Source organism: Pectobacterium cacticida (genome assembly GCF_036885195.1).
In the GTDB taxonomy this organism is placed as follows: domain Bacteria; phylum Pseudomonadota; class Gammaproteobacteria; order Enterobacterales; family Enterobacteriaceae; genus Pectobacterium; species Pectobacterium cacticida.
In genome coordinates, this window is the sequence record NZ_CP133656.1 from 4,097,584 (window position 1) to 4,116,584 (window position 19,001).

19 protein-coding genes are annotated in these 19,001 nt (G+C 47.3%); 8 read left to right on the plus strand and 11 right to left on the minus strand.

The window, feature by feature from the left end; translation table 11 throughout:
* Positions 1–2: 2 nt before the first annotated feature.
* From pgaB to pgaD, 3 genes are read left to right on the plus strand one after another with little or no spacing between them, the layout of a single operon-like run.
* Positions 3–2,018, plus strand: a complete 2,016-nt coding sequence (gene pgaB / locus RFN81_RS18590) for a poly-beta-1,6-N-acetyl-D-glucosamine N-deacetylase PgaB (protein ID WP_264497220.1) — start codon at positions 3–5, stop codon at positions 2,016–2,018.
* Positions 2,015–3,343, plus strand: a complete 1,329-nt coding sequence (gene pgaC, locus RFN81_RS18595; RefSeq protein ID WP_264497221.1) for a poly-beta-1,6-N-acetyl-D-glucosamine synthase — start codon at positions 2,015–2,017, stop codon at positions 3,341–3,343. Before pgaB ends, pgaC begins: the two co-directional genes overlap by 4 nt.
* A 3-nt stretch (positions 3,344–3,346) precedes the next feature.
* A complete protein-coding gene (pgaD, locus tag RFN81_RS18600; RefSeq protein WP_264497222.1) occupies positions 3,347–3,769 on the plus strand; it encodes a poly-beta-1,6-N-acetyl-D-glucosamine biosynthesis protein PgaD in 423 nt (140 codons plus the stop codon).
* Between the two features lie 182 nt (positions 3,770–3,951).
* Here pgaD and RFN81_RS18605 read toward each other — a convergent pair whose 3' ends face one another.
* Positions 3,952–5,127, minus strand: coding sequence for an acyltransferase family protein (locus RFN81_RS18605; RefSeq protein ID WP_264497223.1), 1,176 nt, complete (start codon positions 5,125–5,127; stop codon positions 3,952–3,954).
* Positions 5,128–5,802: 675 nt separating this feature from the next.
* Here RFN81_RS18605 and RFN81_RS18610 point away from each other — a divergent pair.
* Complete coding sequence (locus RFN81_RS18610) at positions 5,803–7,011, plus strand: IS256 family transposase (RefSeq protein WP_264497224.1); 1,209 nt, start codon at positions 5,803–5,805, stop codon at positions 7,009–7,011.
* Between the two features lie 141 nt (positions 7,012–7,152).
* Here RFN81_RS18610 and RFN81_RS18615 read toward each other — a convergent pair whose 3' ends face one another.
* The 4 genes from RFN81_RS18615 to RFN81_RS18630 all read right to left on the minus strand — a co-directional run bounded on the left by RFN81_RS18615 (position 7,153) and on the right by RFN81_RS18630 (position 9,951).
* Complete coding sequence (locus RFN81_RS18615) at positions 7,153–8,193, minus strand: IS481 family transposase (RefSeq protein ID WP_264497225.1); 1,041 nt, start codon at positions 8,191–8,193, stop codon at positions 7,153–7,155.
* Between the two features lie 78 nt (positions 8,194–8,271).
* Positions 8,272–8,493, minus strand: coding sequence for a conjugative transfer protein MobI(A/C) (gene mobI / locus RFN81_RS18620; protein ID WP_264497226.1), 222 nt, complete (start codon positions 8,491–8,493; stop codon positions 8,272–8,274).
* Between the two features lie 4 nt (positions 8,494–8,497).
* Positions 8,498–9,706: an IS256 family transposase gene (locus tag RFN81_RS18625; RefSeq protein WP_264497224.1), complete on the minus strand. Its 1,209-nt coding sequence runs from the start codon at positions 9,704–9,706 to the stop codon at positions 8,498–8,500.
* 56 nt (positions 9,707–9,762) lie between these two features.
* Positions 9,763–9,951 carry a hypothetical protein gene (locus RFN81_RS18630; RefSeq protein ID WP_264497227.1) on the minus strand — a complete coding sequence of 63 codons (189 nt, stop codon included), beginning with the start codon at positions 9,949–9,951 and terminating at the stop codon, positions 9,763–9,765.
* 531 nt (positions 9,952–10,482) lie between these two features.
* On the opposite strand from RFN81_RS18630, the gene RFN81_RS18635 reads away from it, so the two are divergent.
* From RFN81_RS18635 to RFN81_RS18650, 4 genes are all read left to right on the plus strand, one after another.
* A complete protein-coding gene (locus RFN81_RS18635) occupies positions 10,483–10,680 on the plus strand; it encodes a helix-turn-helix transcriptional regulator (protein WP_222803290.1) in 198 nt (65 codons plus the stop codon).
* A 12-nt stretch (positions 10,681–10,692) separates the two neighbouring features.
* Entirely contained in the window at positions 10,693–12,369 is a 1,677-nt protein-coding gene (locus RFN81_RS18640) for a DUF927 domain-containing protein (RefSeq protein WP_264497228.1), read from the plus strand.
* A 59-nt stretch (positions 12,370–12,428) separates the two neighbouring features.
* Complete coding sequence (locus RFN81_RS18645; protein ID WP_264497229.1) at positions 12,429–12,773, plus strand: helix-turn-helix transcriptional regulator; 345 nt, start codon at positions 12,429–12,431, stop codon at positions 12,771–12,773.
* A gap of 178 nt (positions 12,774–12,951) precedes the next feature.
* Positions 12,952–13,101 carry a hypothetical protein gene (locus RFN81_RS18650; protein ID WP_014611895.1) on the plus strand — a complete coding sequence of 50 codons (150 nt, stop codon included), beginning with the start codon at positions 12,952–12,954 and terminating at the stop codon, positions 13,099–13,101.
* Between the two features lie 84 nt (positions 13,102–13,185).
* Here RFN81_RS18650 and RFN81_RS18655 read toward each other — a convergent pair whose 3' ends face one another.
* The 6 genes from RFN81_RS18655 to rpmH all read right to left on the minus strand — a co-directional run bounded on the left by RFN81_RS18655 (position 13,186) and on the right by rpmH (position 18,389).
* Positions 13,186–14,355, minus strand: a complete 1,170-nt coding sequence (locus tag RFN81_RS18655) for a site-specific integrase (RefSeq protein ID WP_264497230.1) — start codon at positions 14,353–14,355, stop codon at positions 13,186–13,188.
* A gap of 163 nt (positions 14,356–14,518) precedes the next feature.
* Positions 14,519–15,883 (minus strand): tRNA uridine-5-carboxymethylaminomethyl(34) synthesis GTPase MnmE, encoded by a 1,365-nt coding sequence (mnmE, locus tag RFN81_RS18660; RefSeq protein ID WP_264497231.1) that lies wholly within the window; start codon positions 15,881–15,883, stop codon positions 14,519–14,521.
* Positions 15,884–16,012: 129 nt separating this feature from the next.
* Positions 16,013–17,647, minus strand: coding sequence for a membrane protein insertase YidC (gene yidC / locus RFN81_RS18665; protein WP_264497232.1), 1,635 nt, complete (start codon positions 17,645–17,647; stop codon positions 16,013–16,015).
* 2 nt (positions 17,648–17,649) lie between these two features.
* Positions 17,650–17,907 (minus strand): membrane protein insertion efficiency factor YidD, encoded by a 258-nt coding sequence (gene yidD / locus RFN81_RS18670; RefSeq protein WP_010302384.1) that lies wholly within the window; start codon positions 17,905–17,907, stop codon positions 17,650–17,652.
* A complete protein-coding gene (gene rnpA / locus RFN81_RS18675) occupies positions 17,871–18,230 on the minus strand; it encodes a ribonuclease P protein component (RefSeq protein ID WP_264497233.1) in 360 nt (119 codons plus the stop codon). The genes yidD and rnpA overlap by 37 nt, the downstream gene beginning before the upstream one ends.
* Positions 18,231–18,248: 18 nt before the next feature.
* The gene (gene rpmH, locus RFN81_RS18680; protein WP_015842368.1) at positions 18,249–18,389 is read right to left on the minus strand and encodes a 50S ribosomal protein L34; all 141 of its coding nucleotides are present in this window, start codon (positions 18,387–18,389) and stop codon (positions 18,249–18,251) included.
* Between the last annotated feature and the right edge of the window lie 612 nt (positions 18,390–19,001).

The window sequence follows — 19,001 nt, forward strand, 5'->3', positions numbered from 1 at the left end:
TGATGTCATTCATACGACTACGAAACCTCCTGATGTTGCTGGGGGTGCTAACGATTGCCGCCTGCGGGCATTCCGTTGACGTGAAATATCTCCCGCCGGAAGAACGCCCTATCCCGGTTAAAGAACAAGCCTGGAAAACTAATCAATACATTGTTATAGCCTATCACGATGTGGCTGATGGCGGCGCCGATCAACGTTTCATGGCGGTACGAACCAGCGCGCTGAATGAACACTTTGTCTGGCTGAGAGAGCATGGCTACCATCCGGTATCGGTTGATGACATTCTGGCCGCCGGCGCGGGAGGTAAACCCCTTCCGGACCGGGCGGTATTACTGACATTTGATGATGGTTATAGCAGTTTCTATCACCGTGTTTACCCGCTGCTCAAAGCCTATGGTTGGCCGGCGGTATTGGCTCCCGTTGGGCGTTGGCTCGATACGCCTGAAAACCAACCCGTCGACTTTAGTGGCGTTCAAATACCGCGTAATCACTTTCTGACCTGGCAGCAAGTCCGTGAAATGTCACAATCCGGTCTGATAGAAATTGGGGCGCATACCTACGATCTGCATCATGGAATTCTCGCCAATCCGCAGGGAAATCTGGAGCCTGCTACCGTTACGCGCCGTTATTTCCCAGAGAGCAAACGCTACGAAACACGGGATGAATATCGTAAACGCGTGGCGCATGATACCGACCTCATTACTAAAAAGGTCACTGATGCGGCGGGGAAAAAACCGCGGGTTTGGGTCTGGCCCTATGGCGCGGCAAGCGGGGAGGCGTTAAGCATTATTAAACAGAGCGGCTATCAACTCGCATTAACGCTGGGAGATGGGGTCGCCTCTGTCGACTCCCCTTATAATGTTCCTCGTATACTGATTAACAATAATCCTGATGTAGAGCAGTTTGCGCTGTTGGTTAGTGAGGTTCGCGAGCCAGAGGTTATCCGCGTCGCGCATATCGATTTGGATTACGTTTATGACACCGACAAAGCGCAGCAGTCTCGTAATATTGATGCGTTAATTCAACGCGTTGCCGACTTACGGATTAATACCGTTTATCTTCAGGCTTTTTCCGATCCGCAAGGGGATGGCAACGTACAGTCGTTGTATTTCCCTAATCGCTGGATGCCCGTTCGAGAGGATTTATTCAATCATGTCGCCTGGCAGCTAGCATCGCGGGCGCTTGTTCGTGTGTACGCCTGGATGCCGGTGCTGGCTTTTGATATGAATGATAAGACGCTGCAACGTGTTGAGCGGATTGATACTGAGAGCGGCCAGAGAAGTATTAACCCCCGCCAATATCGACGATTATCGCTATGGGATGGGGAAGCTAGAAGACGAATCACTGATATCTATGAAGATCTTTCCTCCTACGCCATGTTCAATGGCATCTTATTCCATGACGATGCCGTGCTTGCGGAAGATGAAGATGCAAGTTATCCGGCTATGCGGGCCTATCGGGAGGCCGGATTCCCCAACTCGATTGCCCAAATTCGTCGCGACCCTCAGCTTACAGCACGCTGGACACGGTTCAAAAGTAAGGCGTTAACGGATTTTACGCTGGAGCTGGCACAGCGTGTGTATGACATTCGCGGTCCTCAAGTCTATACCGCACGTAACATTTTCGCCTTACCGATTATAGAACCAGACAGTGAAGCATGGTTCTCGCAAAATCTGGATGACTTCCTTAGCGCTTATGATTGGGTTGCTCCTATGGCGATGCCATTGATGGAAAATATTGCACCTGAGTCCAGGGAGGCGTGGTTACAACAATTGGTACAAAAAGTGGCTCTCCGGCCCGGCGCACTGAATAAAACCGTATTCGAACTTCAGGCGAGGGATTGGCGCATGGCAGGAGAACCGTGGTTGAAAACCGCGCAATTAGTGAAATGGATGACCCTGTTACAACACAATGGCGCGAAAAGTTACGGCTATTATCCGGATGATTTTCTAAATAACTCACCTGAATTAGAGAGTATCCGCCCCATGATTTCATCAGAATGGTATCCACTGCCATGATAGAGCGAATTTTAGCATCCTTAATATTGTGTCTGATGCTTGGCATCCCTTTTGGCGCGATGTTCTCTTTTACGGGGGACGTCGTTCTCAACTTCACTTTTTTCTGGCCCTTATTCATGTCAGGGCTATGGATAACGGGAGGGCTGTATTTCTGGTTTCACTATGAACGCCACTGGCGCTGGGGAGAAGGGGTGATACCGGATGAACCTGCCGGACGTCCGCTAGTGTCAATCCTGATACCTTGCTATAACGAAGGCCCGAATGTGCGGGAAACCATCGAAGCAGCGCTAGCGCAACGTTATACCCATATCGAAGTGATAGCGGTGAATGACGGATCTAATGATGATACCGGCGGCGAACTCGATCGATTGGCGGGCCGCTATGACAAGCTGCGTGTCATTCATCTGGCGCATAACCAGGGAAAAGCGTTAGCGCTACAAGCGGCGTGCGCCGCTGCCAGAAGCGATCTGCTCGTCTGTATTGATGGCGATGCGCTTCTCGATCCCGATGCCGTAGCCTATTTAGTCAATCCATTGATCAATAATCCACGGGTTGGCGCGGTAACGGGGAACCCAAGGATAAGAACGCGATCGACGCTGATAGGACGTATTCAGGTCGGTGAGTTTTCCTCAATTATCGGCTTGATTAAACGGACGCAACGGGCTTATGGCAAAGTCTTCACCGTCTCTGGCGTCATCGCCGCTTTTCGTCGCAGCGCGCTGGCGGAGGTTGGTTATTGGAGCCCCGAAATGATCACCGAAGATATCGATATTAGCTGGAAGCTTCAATTGCGCCATTGGTCGATATTTTTTGAACCGAGGGCATTATGCTGGATTTTGATGCCGGAAAAACTGTCTGGCTTATGGAAACAACGGTTACGGTGGGCGCAAGGCGGCGCTGAAGTCTTTTTAAAAAATTTCCGCCATTTATGGTCATGGCGCTATCGCCGAATGTGGCCATTATTCCTAGAATATTCTATTTCGATATTATGGGCCTTCACCTACGCCGTCAGCGTTTTATTATATTTATTAGGCTTTTTTGTCGAATTGCCGAAAGAGATTCGTGTGGAGACGCTTTTCCCTCCCGCCTTTACCGGCATGATGCTTGGCGTTGTTTGTTTAATCCAATTTGCGGTCAGTATGTTGATTGAACGGCGTTATGAGAGAGACATTGGTAAATATCTATTCTGGGTCATCTGGTATCCCATGGTGTATTGGACATTGAGCCTGTTTACCAGTCTGGTCAGCTTTCCAAAGGTTATGCTGCGTTCCCGCCAAAAACGCGCGCGTTGGGAAAGCCCGGATCGTGGCATAGAAAGAGGATAAATCATGTATTCACCGTTAATTATTACTGAAAGACATTGGTTTCCACTCCTTATCGATGCTTTCCTGACACTCTGTGGATGGGGAATATTTATTTGGTTATTTTCCGAAGTTTTCCTCAGCGTGGTTTTGGATAATGTTGTATCCGAGCAGTCTTTCTTAACGCTAGAGAAGGGGACGATATCAATACCCTTATTCATATTCCTGGTCAATGCGTTGATATTAATTTCCTGGGGGAAATTAGAACAATATCGCTATCGAATCAGAAAAGAGCAAAGAACGCGTGCCGATGCGCTGGATACCAAACACATTGCCAGCAGTTTTTCTTTATCGGATAGTTTTGTTCAGGAATTGAACCGTAATAAAATCCAGCGCATTTGGCATAACGAACACGGAAACATTATTAGCGTCGATAATTTATCGTCGTGACTCACGAAAATGTACCTTAGCTTTATGGCGGTAGAGGGCAAGCGTGAATAAGCAGCTAACGCTGAAATCTCCGCCAACTTTCTAAGAGCCTATCCCAGTCGCCCTACCGGAATAGGTTCTAAGCATGGCGCTTTCAGAAAAAGTATCTGACCTTAAACGTATCGTGCAGCGTTGAAAAGGGATCAGTTCCGCCATTTCCCAGTATTGATGAACTTTGAACAGGGTAATTCGACGAAGCGGTATAATAACCACCCACAGAACATACAGATTAATAAGCTTAATAAGATAATCAGGCTGGCGCCTAAGAATCCATATTTTTCACCATTAATCCATTCTTTAATTAAGTTGAGAATCAAGAAATGAATCATGTAGAACCCGAAGGAAATATTACCTAAATATAGCATAGGTTTGGATTGTAGGAAGGAGTGCTGTTTTCTTAGATCACTCTCCGCGAGAGAACCGATGAGCAAAATTAATGGAATTAAAGTGATAAGATTAAAGCTGAACTGTAATGGTATGAACACATTTACAAAGTAAATAATAATGGCTAATATTATCCCGGTGTTGGCAGACATGGAAAACCATTTGCCTTCAATGATAACACGCGATAATAACATACCTATAATAGGTTCAATTATACGCGTTAGAGGAAAGGTATATGAAAGCCACCACTGTAATTCTCGGATATCTAAAGGCCAATTGCGTATTGGGTCGGATGATCTGGTAGAGGAATACACAACCAGTTGTATGGCAATCATTATGAGATAAAGAATTCCAATTGAAAGCCATAGATATTTCGGATCTATTTTAATTATTACTTTATATAAAAAAGGGAAAGCAAGATAAAATAAAACAATTGTACAAAGGAACCAACTTGGCGTATTCCCGCCTATAAAATTGTCTTCATTTGGAATCCAGGACTGAATAAGAAGGGCATTGGGTAGCCAGATGTCAATTTGATTAATTCCGATTACTCCTGTAGCAATAAAGAGGAACATAACAAAAATATTAACAGGATATATTTTTGCAAGGCGTTTTTTATAGAAATTAAATGTATTATCTATCGGTTTGTAGGACCAAACCATAACAAAACCACTTAAAATAAAAAAGAATGAGACGCACATCCACCCTGATTTGCTAAAGAAATAGGCGTTAGCATTGGCAATGGTTTGGTTAGCAAATGGGTTGAGTACGTTGTCTAAAGAGGCATGAAAAAAAAATACAAAAATAGCAGCAATAATGCGAATGCCATTCAACGAGGGTAAACTGGGGAAAAAGCCTTTCTCATTTCTTTTTATGTTTAATTTTCCATTATACTTATTATTTATTCTCCCATCTTTTTTTATGTCGCTTGCCATATTTCCTCCTAAATGAAAATTAAAAATGTTTATTACCACAATTAAATTGATTTATGATGAATTTGATGATTACAACATTATTTGTCGAATTATAAATAAATCACCGGCTTATGACATTTTAATCCTCCCGCCATGAAGTTTTCGAAAACAATCGATGAAATATTTTTCGCATAATTATATGTTCCTAATAATTACCACCCTAATTATTTGGAATACCTAAAACCAGAAGAATTAATTAACCACTCTTCCTCACAATTAATACCTGTTTTTGTGTTTTTGCAATAATTTTGTGAAAAATTAAAGTATTAAATGTTAATATTTTGTTTGATCATGGTATTGATAGCGATAACGCCGTAACGAATGCTGCCCCATTTTCTAAATGATCGCTGGCGGCGTTTATCAATTTATGGACACAAAAATCCCTGGCTCTCGATGGAAGCGAATAAACATCGATGGAACAAAAAATCCCGCATAACAGAGCGCTATGCGGGATGTGTGGATGTAAGTGGACGCTTACAGACTTAGCGTTACTTCGATACAGAAGCTGGAAAATCGAACTAACTCGTTAATCTATCAGCGATACGTTACCTTGAAGACATGGCTAGAGACTGTAATTTAAATTGTGTATCTGCCTGTTTTTGATATGTTCAATTCAACAACAGAGACAGGCTAATTATGGACGAAAAGAAACTCAAAGCACTCGCTGCTGAACTGGCTAAAGGCCTTAAAACCGAAGCTGACCTGAATGCGTTTTCTCGTATGCTGACAAAGCTTACCGTCGAAACAGCACTCAATGCTGAGTTAACCGAGCACCTCGGGCACGAGAAAAATGCCCCAAAATCAGGCTCGAATACCCGCAACGGCTATTCATCTAAAACCCTGCTGTGCGATGACGGCGAGCTTGAAATCAACACGCCACGTGACCGTGAAAGCACCTTTGAACCGCAGTTAATAAAGAAAAATCAGACTCGCATCACGCAGATGGACAGCCAGATTTTATCCCTCTATGCCAAGGGCATGACCACGCGGGAAATCGTCGCCACGTTCAAAGAAATGTACGATGCCGATGTCTCTCCTGCGCTGATATCTAAAGTGACCGACGCCGTTAAAGAGCAAGTCACTGAATGGCAAAACCGTCCGTTAGACTCACTGTATCCCATTGTTTATCTTGACTGTATTGTGGTGAAAGTTCGTCATGGCGGCAGTGTCATCAATAAATCGGTGTTCCTTGCGCTGGGCATCAACACCGACGGCCAGAAAGAACTGCTGGGCATGTGGCTGGCGGAAAATGAAGGGGCGAAGTTCTGGTTGAACGTGCTGACAGAGCTTAAGAACCGGGGGCTTCAGGACATTCTCATTGCCTGCGTGGACGGTCTGAAGGGCTTCCCGGAAGCCATCAACAGCGTCTATCCGCAGACCCATATTCAGTTATGCATTATCCACATGGTGCGCAACAGCCTGAAATACGTCTCATGGAAGGATTACAAAGCAGTCACCAGCGGGTTGAAAGCCGTGTATCAGGCCCCGACAGAGGAAGCGGCGCTGATGGCGCTGGACAAGTTTTCTGGCGTCTGGGATGAAAAATACCCGCAAATCAGCAAGAGTTGGCGCACGCACTGGGAAAATCTCAATACATTCTTTGGCTACCCGCCCGATATCCGTAAGGCCATCTACACCACGAATGCCATCGAATCGTTGAACAGCGTCATTCGTCAGGCGATAAAGAAACGCAAAGTGTTCCCAACAGACGATTCGGTACGGAAAGTGATTTATCTGGCGATCGAGTCGGCCTCGAAAAAATGGAGCATGCCGATACAGAACTGGCGGCTGGCGATGAGCCGTTTTATTATCGAGTTCGGTGACCGCCTGAGCGATCACCTTTAATACGGTGGCAGTTACACAGAATTACGGACAGGCTCCATGGCTATGGGCACATTCAAGGACACAAAAGTATATAATGAATAACCTGTATTAGCTCAGACCTGATCTGACAATTACCGGTTATTTATACAGGTATCTGTCAGATTACATCTGGCCTAAATTTTTCTCAGACCAGATGCGCTTTCCATCAAGTAATGTTTCCATTGGCGTCCGGCCACAGCACATTTTCCCCTGATGAGTTCGCTCATTATTATAGTGAGCCAGCCATTCATCAAGATCCGATTGTAATGTGTCGAGAGCACCATACAACTTTTTGCGGAACGTCACCTGATAAAACTCATTCAGTATCGTTTTATGGAACCGCTCGCAGATGCCGTTGGTCTGCGGTGACATTGCCTTCGTTTTCGTATGCTCAATGTCATTTATCGCCAGATAAAGCTGGTAATCATGCTGCTCCACTTTGCCGCAGAACTCAGTGCCCCTGTCGGTCAGTATCCTCAGCATCGGTAGCCCCTGAGACTCATAAAATGGCAGCACACGATCATTCAGTAAATCAGCCGCTGTAATCGGTGTTTTAGTGACGTAGAGCTTGCAGTGTGCCACTTTCGAGTACGTATCAACGAACGTCTGCTGATAGATACGCCCGACGCCTTTCAGGTTGCCTACATAGAACGTGTCCTGTGAACCCAGATAACCCGGATGAGCGGTTTCAATCTCACCACAGGCTTCATCATCACTGGCTTTACGTTCCAGCGCTGCGATCTGGCTGTCAGTCAGTTCAATGCCGTCACGGGCCACTTTTTCTTCCAGTGCTTTCAGGCGTTTTTTGAAGTTCTCAAGGTTATGACGTAACCAGACAGAACGGACACCACTGCCGGAGATAAAAACGCCCTGTTTACGCAGCTCGTTGCTGGTCCTGTGCTGGCCGTGAGCCGGGAATGCGACAGCATAATCAACAACAGCCCGCTCAGTGACCTCATCGGTTCGGTTCTTAAGGTTAGGGGCACGACGGCTGCGATTTATCAACGCATCCACGCCACCTTCCTCGGCCAGCTCGCGATATCGGTAAAACGTATCGCGAGAGACGCCCATGATTTTGCAGGCTTTCGACACGTTACTGAGTTCTTCAGCCAGATTGAGCAAACCGGCTTTGTGTTTGATGATGGGATTGTTAGTATGAAGCATGAGAGTTACCTCGCGTTTTGTATAAGGATTCGACACCCATATCAAAACCGGTAACTCTCAACCTTTCAAGGTCATGTGTCAGATCAAGTCGCGACTAATACACTTAAACTCATTATAAACCCAGAAAATTTCCAATTTCATCTCTCGCAGCCTAACACGGCAACCAAAGTGGCCCGGATACCCTGGTGAGTCTTTCCTTCTATGAGCTCGGTTGTGCTGCCAATACAGGTCGGCTATTCGCTGGGCAATATAGTAATAACGTAGCTGTTGAGCCTGTCCGTAATTCTGTGTAACTGCCACCGTATTAAAGGTGATCGCTCAGGCGGTCACCGAACTCGATAATAAAACGGCTCATCGCCAGCCGCCAGTTCTGTATCGGCATGCTCCATTTTTTCGAGGCCGACTCGATCGCCAGATAAATCACTTTCCGTACCGAATCGTCTGTTGGGAACACTTTGCGTTTCTTTATCGCCTGACGAATGACGCTGTTCAACGATTCGATGGCATTCGTGGTGTAGATGGCCTTACGGATATCGGGCGGGTAGCCAAAGAATGTATTGAGATTTTCCCAGTGCGTGCGCCAACTCTTGCTGATTTGCGGGTATTTTTCATCCCAGACGCCAGAAAACTTGTCCAGCGCCATCAGCGCCGCTTCCTCTGTCGGGGCCTGATACACGGCTTTCAACCCGCTGGTGACTGCTTTGTAATCCTTCCATGAGACGTATTTCAGGCTGTTGCGCACCATGTGGATAATGCATAACTGAATATGGGTCTGCGGATAGACGCTGTTGATGGCTTCCGGGAAGCCCTTCAGACCGTCCACGCAGGCAATGAGAATGTCCTGAAGCCCCCGGTTCTTAAGCTCTGTCAGCACGTTCAACCAGAACTTCGCCCCTTCATTTTCCGCCAGCCACATGCCCAGCAGTTCTTTCTGGCCGTCGGTGTTGATGCCCAGCGCAAGGAACACCGATTTATTGATGACACTGCCGCCATGACGAACTTTCACCACAATACAGTCAAGATAAACAATGGGATACAGTGAGTCTAACGGACGGTTTTGCCATTCAGTGACTTGCTCTTTAACGGCGTCGGTCACTTTAGATATCAGCGCAGGAGAGACATCGGCATCGTACATTTCTTTGAACGTGGCGACGATTTCCCGCGTGGTCATGCCCTTGGCATAGAGGGATAAAATCTGGCTGTCCATCTGCGTGATGCGAGTCTGATTTTTCTTTATTAACTGCGGTTCAAAGGTGCTTTCACGGTCACGTGGCGTGTTGATTTCAAGCTCGCCGTCATCGCACAGCAGGGTTTTAGATGAATAGCCGTTGCGGGTATTCGAGCCTGATTTTGGGGCATTTTTCTCGTGCCCGAGGTGCTCGGTTAACTCAGCATTGAGTGCTGTTTCGACGGTAAGCTTTGTCAGCATACGAGAAAACGCATTCAGGTCAGCTTCGGTTTTAAGGCCTTTAGCCAGTTCAGCAGCGAGTGCTTTGAGTTTCTTTTCGTCCATAATTAGCCTGTCTCTGTTGTTGAATTGAACATATCAAAAACAGGCAGATACACAATTTAAATTACAGTCTCTAGCTGTTCCAGCTTGGTAGATTTATGTATGTAACGTAGATACATTTCTGACGTTGAAAGTGCATAAATTGTGGCTTCGCCATGATCTATCTGTTTGTTTTCGCTTTTTAAAAAAGTGTTCCACGCTGTTATTTGCTTATCCAAGGTTGTAAACGGGGTTGAATTGTCACTCATGATTTGGTCCTCTGTACGTTGAATACAGGGTCAGTCTATTGTCTCATGATCTAATTCATCGCCTGCCTTCGTGCCCTTTTGGGGCACACGGGTCTTTTGTTGTGACGCCTTAGCCAAAAGACCCTACCAATTCCTTTCCAATAACTATCTGATGGGGGACCTTGGACGATTTATTCCATACAAGCTTTATCGCCAATAAAAGACCTGAGCTAAACGATTCCATTTTTAATGGGGGACATGGCTTTAAGAGTTGTAAATCGCCAGGTCTCTAAACTTTCACATGTGAAATTTTCTCTGGTTATTCACTGGCGCATAAATTGATACGATAATGTCGGCCAACTCATCAATGGCTTAGATTTTTGCTCTTCAGTGGCTGTTTTTAATCTACATGTTGAATAAATTTAATTAAATATCAGCATCTTGAGATTTATTATTGAAGTTCCAAAAAAGGGCAGTTCCAGCGGTCTGTTTAGTTAGCCTTTTTCGAGATGATTACTCCTGCAAGTTAGATAATAAACAGGAGTCATCAAGATGGGTAATAACCAACCTAAACAAGAAGAACGGTTACTGACTTATGCTGAAGTGTGTGACGTTTTGCAAACGTCACAAGCAACACTTCGCCGTTACGTGCGCGATGGACGTTTTCCTCCTCCAATAAAACCCAATCCCAATGGTCGTACTGTTCGCTTTCGGTACAGCGACATCACAGCTTGGTTGAGTGATTTGTGATAGGGGTTAGTGATGCAATATAAGTTGCAGGATGATGGGCTCTATTGCTTGCCCTCTGATCGGTGGTTGCGAATAGGTGGTTGGATTCAGGTGTTGGCTCGCACTCGTTTAACTGACAAACGACATGGGCATGGAGCGCTGCTGGAATGGCAAAATTTTGATGGGGTTAGGTTACGTGAAGTTGTGTATGCCAGAGACCTGAATAGTGATAATGCACGTCAGATCAGGGATATGCTGGTCGATACTGGGTATCCCTTAACTCCTGGCCAGTCAAGTTGGAGTAGGCTTCAACATTATCTAATAGAGCAGATGGCTCTTGCTGCTCCAGCGACAGTGGTTAATCGAACCGGCTGGCATGGTTCAGTGTTTGCAACTAGTAACTGGACTATCGGTTCAGCTGACGAACCGCACCATTTCGTAGGTCAGCTATCTGGTTCTACAACGTTAGAGGAATCCGGAAGTCTCAGCGATTGGCAGACTTATGTCGGTCAGCTATGCCGAGGCAATCCGTTAGCAATATTTAGTATTGGAACGGCGCTTGCTGCCCCACTAATCGCATCTTCTGGTATGGAAAATGGTGCCATTCATCTGGTTGGGGCATCGTCGACTGGGAAAACGACCTTGTTGCAATTGGCGGCCAGTGTCTATGGGAGCAACCGATATGTCCGCAGTTGGATTTCAACCAGTAACGGGCTAGCGGCTGTCTCTTCAGAGCACAATGACATGTTGTTGCCGTTGGACGAAATCGGAATGGCACGCCCGGAAGACATCGATACAGCCATTTATCAGATAATGAACGGCTCTGGGAAGCTACGCGCCAACGTTTCCGGCGAGCTGGCCATGACTTCTCATTGGCGAACGCTGGTGTTAAGTAGTGGAGAAGTCTGGATTGCAGAGCTACTTCAGCAGATAGGTAAACCGTTACGCGCTGGTCAGCAGATACGCCTGGTGGAGCTCCCTGTGTTTGGGACCTACGGTGCGTTCGACGAATTGCATGGTCACAAGCATTCTCAGCAATTTGTGGACGAGCTTAAATCGTCTTGTCAGCACTACCACGGCACCGTAATTCGCGAGTGGATTTCGTTACTGACTGAGCGTCATGACGAGCTGAATAGCTACCTGAGTCACGAAATTGGTCGCCTAAGCGGTATTTGGATAAGTGACCAGATGGCATCGCAGGTGCAACGGGTCATCAGGCGGTTTGCTCTCATCGGGGCGGCACTTTGTCTCGGTAGTAGGAATTTTATCCTCCCTTGGAGTGAAGAAGAGTCCTTGGCAGCCGTCCACCGAACCTTGAAGGCTTGGCTGGACAATCGAGGCCACTCCAGAAATTCCGAGGAATTTCGGCTTCTCAAAGCGCTGGAACGAGCAATGAAAGTCTGGGAGCGCAGTCTCAGTGATATTGAACAAGCGATAGGTCATGGGGGAGCTGGTTTTCGACGCTCGCATGAGGGATGTGAGTTGTGGCTGATCTATAAATCGCACTTCCTGAAGCGGCTCGGACTGCCGACCCATTACATGAGGGAAGTGGAGGTGCTGTTACAACGCAATTGCTTGGTAACGAATGAGCGCTCTAGGGGAACCTATAAGACGCGGATTAATGGTGAGTTTCAACGTTTTTTTGCGCTCAAACCTGACCAAGTTAGGCGCCACCTTGAAGATTTAGAGAGGGTTGAACATGACGACTAGCTCAGTGTTCCCAGTTTCCCACATTTCCCTGTTCGATTTTGAGGTAAAGGAGTATCAACATGACTGAAAAAGAGATGCTTCAGCGCATGCTGATGGATATGTCATTGCTTAAAAAACTGATTACCTATCATATCAAAAACGAGCAACGTCCTGACACAACAAAGGAAATCCTGACAGTTGAGGAATGTGCTGAGCTGACAGGGTTAAAGAAAAGCACTTTGTACCGGTTGACTCACGAACGCAAGATCCCATTTTTCAAACCTAATGGCAATCGGGTGTTCTTCAGGCGAGCCGATATCTTGGCCTGGTTGCAGAGTAATCGTGTGGCGTCTTCTGATGAGATTGATAAAGCCGCTGCTGATCATCTAGTGGCTAACCGAAAATTGTATGGCCGGAGATATTAGGTTGAGGTTTAACCTTTTGAAAATAAATAGGAATGGTTGGATGTGTTACATGTCACGTTCTTTAACTGTGACATGTAACGGTTACTCGTCGAATTGACAGTTCAAGCTTTAATGACTAAGTCTTAATGTGCGTGCGAATGCGCTTTTAAAAACACATCATTAGCTAGGGACGGTCAATATGTCTGTAAAACATACTCCAACAGGTGTTGTACACAGCGGTGCTAAAGGCGGCACCACTGGCTGCGGCACTGATACGAAGAAAAATGCTGATCACTGGGTTAATTCCCACGAGAAAATCACATGCGATAAGAACGGCTGTAAAAACTAACGATCTTATGTGGTTGATTTGGAGGGCACTGTCGAGGTGCCCTTTTCTTTATAAAGATGTCGTCGTTTGGTCGTTATAATGCTCTTAGTCTGATGACTCATCGAAGATATCTGGAAAGGTCCGCATGGCCTCTGTGCGCCGGGTTTCCAGAATATCTGCGTAGATTTCTGTCGTTCTGAGTTCGCTGTGGCCAAGCAATCTGGAAAGAGAATAGATGTCCAGGCCTCGGGCCAGTTGGTTTACTGCAAAGGTGTGGCGGCCAGCATGAAAGGTCACGTGTTTGGTTATCCCGGCACGTATAGCCCACTGTACTAGCGCGACGTTGCTATAGCTGTCGTAACGTAAGCCCTTAAAAACCCGTTCTGTCGGTTTTCCCCTGTTTTCCAAGTTGAGCAAACGTACTGCTGAATCCGGTAAGTCGAGATATTGCAGGCCATTACCCGAGTTTTTGAGCTTTATCTGGGAAAAGATTATTCGGTAGTGGCCTTGGGCAAACAGTTCAATTTCACTCCATACCAGTTTATGTATGTCTGACCAGCGTAGCCCCGTAGTGCAGGAGAACAGAAATGCTCTTCGTAGAACATCGTAACGGCATTCAGCCTTGGTAAGGGCCTTTACCTCATCCAGAGTGAGGTAAGTACGCTGTGTTCTCTCTGCTTTGATGGATTTGACTTGTTCAACAGGGTTATCTGTGATGATTCGATCTCGTTGCGCTTGGTTGAGTGCTGCCCGGATTTTATTGAAGTAGCTACAGGCGGTATTCCTGGATAGGCAGGTATCTGATTTTGTTATTGCCTCATGCTGTAGGTACTGGCGGAACCCTTCCAAGAAGTATTTATCTACCTGTTCAAAAGTGAGTTCTGCGTGGCGGTGATAACGGTGGAGATGGATGCCCGCAGAAACCCAAATTGAGTAATTGGATTTACTACCGGATGCTTTACTTGCTGTTACTTGATCGAAGTAGTCAAAGAAGCTGGCATTGAGTTTAGTGCGATCATCTAAGCCGTGTTTGGCTGATTCCATTTCCAGTAGACGCTTGGCTCGAATGGCCTCAGCTTTTTGCAATGTGGTTTTGTTGTGCTCGCGCTCAACTGCGTTTTTGGGCTTGGCGTAGAGGAACAGATTTAACGTCTCGTATGAGCGTTTTTGAGCTCTTGAGCCGTCTTCCGAGGTCTTTGATCCATAATAGTAAACAAGCCTGATAGCTCGCAGGCCATTTTTATCTGGATCTCGTTTATGTATGCTGATTTTCATAGGTTTTTCTCATCTTGTGCGCCATATGTGCGCCAGAATTTATCTGTGGCGCACACGTGGCGCAAGAATCGACAAAACCCTTCAAATCACTTCCCACCCAATAAAACAAAATTATTTTAAAATCATAATGTTGTTTTGATTTGGTTTGATGCGTTTTACTATTTTACTTCCCGATACAGAAACTCGAAAAGATACGGCCGAGTAGGTCGTCAGAGGTGAATTCCCCCGTGATTTCACTCAGAGACAGTTGCGCCAGGCGCAGTTCTTCCGCCAGTAGTTCACCGGCATAGGCGCTCACGAGTTGCTCTTTGCCCTGAATCAGATGCTGTGCGGCCTGTTCCAGTGCTTGTAAATGGCGACGCCGCGCCAGAAACCCGCCTTCGGTGTTGCTGGTAAATCCCATGCTTTGTTTTAGGTGGTCGCGAAGTGTGTCCACACCTTCGCCCGTGCGGGCAGATAGACGGATAAGTGAGTAAGCGTTCACACTCTCGATGCCGAGCGTTTCGCCTGTGATGTCAGCTTTGTTACGCACTACGGTAATTGGCAGGGTTTTGGGCAGTCGCGCCATAAATTCTGGCCAGATCTGCTCAGGCTCAGTCGCCTGTGTCGTCGTACCATCAACCATGAACAGTACGCGATCGGCCTGTTCAATTTCTTGCCAGGCACGCTCAATACCAATGCGTTCGACTTCGTCGCTGGCATCGCGTAGCCCGGCGGTATCGATAATATGCAACGGCATACCGTCAATATGAATGTGTTCACGTAATACGTCGCGCGTGGTGCCCGCAATATCCGTGACAATCGCTGCGTCACGGCCGGCTAATGCATTGAGTAGGCTGGATTTACCCGCATTTGGACGACCCGCGATCACCACCTTCATTCCTTCCCGTAATAGGCTCCCTTGATGCGCTTCGGCTCGGACGGCCTCTAAATCCGTCATCACGCTGTCTAGCTGTGCTTCAATTTTGCCATCAGAGAGAAAGTCGATCTCTTCATCGGGAAAGTCGATGGCAGCCTCGACGTAGATTCGCAGGTGAGTAAGTGCTTCCACCAACTGATTTATACGGCTGGAAAAAACACCTTGCAGAGAGTTTAACGCCGATCGCGCAGCCTGTTCCGAACTGGCGTCAATCAGGTCGGCAATCGCTTCCGCTTGCGCGAGATCGAGTTTGTCATTCAGAAACGCGCGCTCAGAGAATTCACCGGGGCGCGCAATGCGCACGTTGGGCAGCGTTAGAATACGTTGCAGCAGCAAATCAAGAATAACCGGGCCGCCGTGGCCCTGAAGCTCCAGCACATCTTCACCGGTAAAGGAGTTCGGGCCGGGGAACCAGAGGGCGATGCCTTGGTCGAGCGTGCTGCCGTTGGTATCACGAAATGGCAGGTAATCGGCATGACGCGGTTTGGGGAGCTTACCCAGAACGGCATGTGCCACTTCGGCGGCGGCTTGCCCTGAAACCCGCAAAATACCCACGCCACCGCGTCCCGGTGGCGTGGCTTGGGCGACGATGGTGTCGGTATGGCTCATGATATTCTCTCTGCGTTGGTGCCTGTCTGTCAGGCTATTTTACGTATTGTTGGGTGATAAAACAGCGTATAAAAAAATAAGGCGGTCAATGACCGCCTTACGCTTTCTATCGGTTAGCCATCAACCGGATTATTTTTTCTCGCGGCTATGCAAACCACGTTTTTCCAGACCGCGATAGATCAGTTGCTGCTGGAGAATGGTAACCAGGTTACTGACGATATAGTACAGCACCAGACCTGACGGGAACCACAAGAAGAAGACGGTAAAAATGACCGGCATGTAGGTCATAATCTTCTGCTGCATCGGATCCGTTACGGTGGTTGGTGACATCTTCTGGATGAAGAACATCGTCACGCCCATCAGGATCGGCAGAATGTAGTAAGGGTCTTGCGCAGATAGGTCATGAATCCACAACGCAAATGGCGCATGACGCAGCTCTACAGAACCCATCAGCATGTAATACAGCGCCAGGAAGATCGGCATCTGAATCAGCAGCGGAAAGCAGCCGCCCAGCGGGTTCACTTTCTCTGATTTGTACAGCGCCATCATTTCCTGGCTCATGCGCTGTTTGTCATCACCAATACGCTCACGCATCGCCTGCAATTTAGGTTGCAGCAAACGCATCTTGGCCATGGAGGTATATTGCGCTTTCGTCAGCGGATACATCACGCCACGCACGATAAAGGTAATGGCAATGATGGAGAAGCCCCAGTTGCCGATGAAGCCATGCAGGAATTTCAGCAACTTGAACAACGGCTGAGAAATAAACCACAGCCAGCCGTAGTCCACCGTCAGATCGAGGTGCGGCGCGACGGCAGCCATTTTATCCTGAATCTCCGGGCCGACCCACAGGGTAGCCGTTATATTTTGCTGACTACCGGCACCAACCACGACGGGAGCGGATTTAAAACCAATCGCGGCCTGACCGTTCCCCAGATTACTGGTATAGAAGGTATTCGTGCCTGCCGTGGTTGGGATCCACGCCGTGGCGAAATATTGTTGCAACATCGCCACCCAACCGCCGTTAGTCGTAATGTTCAGGTTTTCATCCATATCGCTAAAGCTGTACTTCTTGTACTTCTCATCGCTGGAAGAGAACGCTGCACCACGGTAAGTATGCAGCGCAAAATTGCTGCTGCCGGTATCACGGTGTTTAGGTAACTCAATGGATTGCTTTAACTGACCGAATAACGTGAGTTCCAGTGGCTGTGCGCTGGTATTATTGACGTTATAGTCAACGTTCAGCGCATAGTCGCCGCGTTTTAGGACAAACGTTTTGGTATAGATTACGCCGTCCGCAGCGGTATAGGTCATCGGAATGCGCAGCTCGTTCTGACCATCAGCCAGCTCGAAGCTATCTTGTGTCGTAGTATACAGCGGGCGCGGGCCGTTAGCCGGATTATCGGGGCCATTTTTACCCGTCAAACCGCTCTGAGCTTGATAGACAAATTCTGATGTTGTTTCCAACAGGTGAAAAGGTTTATCTGATCCTAGGGTATCCGGATAAGCCAGTAGATGCGCTTGTTCGATATCACCGCCACGCGTATTAATGGTCAGTGACAGCACATCGGTTTTCACCGTGATCAGTTTACCTTGCGCACTGGCAGGGACGCCCTGGTTATTTGTGTCACCGGTCGCTGCGTTCGTTGCCTGTTGTATGGCTTGCGTGGTTGCTGGCGGATTTTTATCCGTTTCCCACGCCTGCCAAAGCATAAAGGTTACGAATAGCAGAGCGATGAGAAGAAGATTGCGTTGCGAATCCATCGTTAATGTTCTCTGTTATTGTCGGTTTTTGGCGGTACGGGATCATCACCACCAGGGTTCAAAGGATGGCATTTTAATACGCGTTTAAGCGTCAACCAACAGCCTTTTATCATGCCGAACCTGCGTATTGCTTCAATACCATATTGCGAGCACGTTGGCTGGAACCGGCAATGTGGTCCAAGCAACGGGCTGATAACGAGTTGATAACCACGTATCAACCCAATTAGCAGTCGGGAGCCAAACGACAGTGCCGACGCCATAGTTTTTCCAATGCTTCCGTCAGAGTACGATTATCCAGTTCAGACACCCCTTTTTTCACCAGCACGACAAAATCCATTGCAGGCAAAGAATGTTGATGTTGGCGAAAGCTTTCGCGCGTCAGGCGTTTAATCCGATTGCGCTCATGAGCACGTTTCACATGCTTTTTGGCGACGGTAAGACCGATGCGGGGATGCCCCAGCGTGTTCCGGCGGCCGAGAATAGTAATATACGGCGTGCCAGCCCGTTGCGGCTGCTGGAAGACGAAAGTGAAATGATTGGGAGTTAACAAACGTAACTCCCTGGGAAATGCGAGCTTAACCACTCGGTGGGTTAGCTTTTATTACTTAGAAACAGACAGACGAGCACGGCCTTTCGCACGACGGCGGGCCAGAACTTGACGACCATTTTTAGTGGCCATACGAGCACGGAAACCATGGCTACGGTTACGCTTCAATACGGACGGTTGGAAAGTGCGTTTCATGGCGATTTCTACCTAAACTTGGAAAATTATAACTTCACAGTAAACGCGTTTGGCCGTTCGGCGTGAAAATGACCGACGCCTCAATCGCATATCTATAACGGAAAGAGGCAGGATTGTAGTAATTGTACAGTCCCGAGTCAATTAACATCACACTGAATACGCCAACCATTCCTATCATGTTGGGAATTTCTGCCTGCCATATCCCGGACACAGAACAGGCGTAAACGCGCGGGCAGGGAATTATACGGGCTCTATTGCAAAGCGCAAGGATCCTTCTACGATCTGTTTATTAAGATCATGATCGATGCTAGCGTAACGATCGTCTTGTCAGGCATTACGATAAGAATAGCCTGTGGATAAAAAGGATCGAAACTGTGCAGAAGGGGAAGATCTCTGTGGCGGATTAGGTTATGATCCGCGGTCCCGTCAGCGATCCTTTTGCGGGATCGTCGGGGTTAATCACCACGCTAGGTGGTGTGCTGTTATCTGAATTATGCATCGACACTATTGTGCATGAAATAATCAGGATGGCGCAGGCGCCAAAAATCATGAGTCACATAATTAACGTCTTATATTTTTCTTTTTGATCATTTTTGTTCGAGTGGAGTCCGC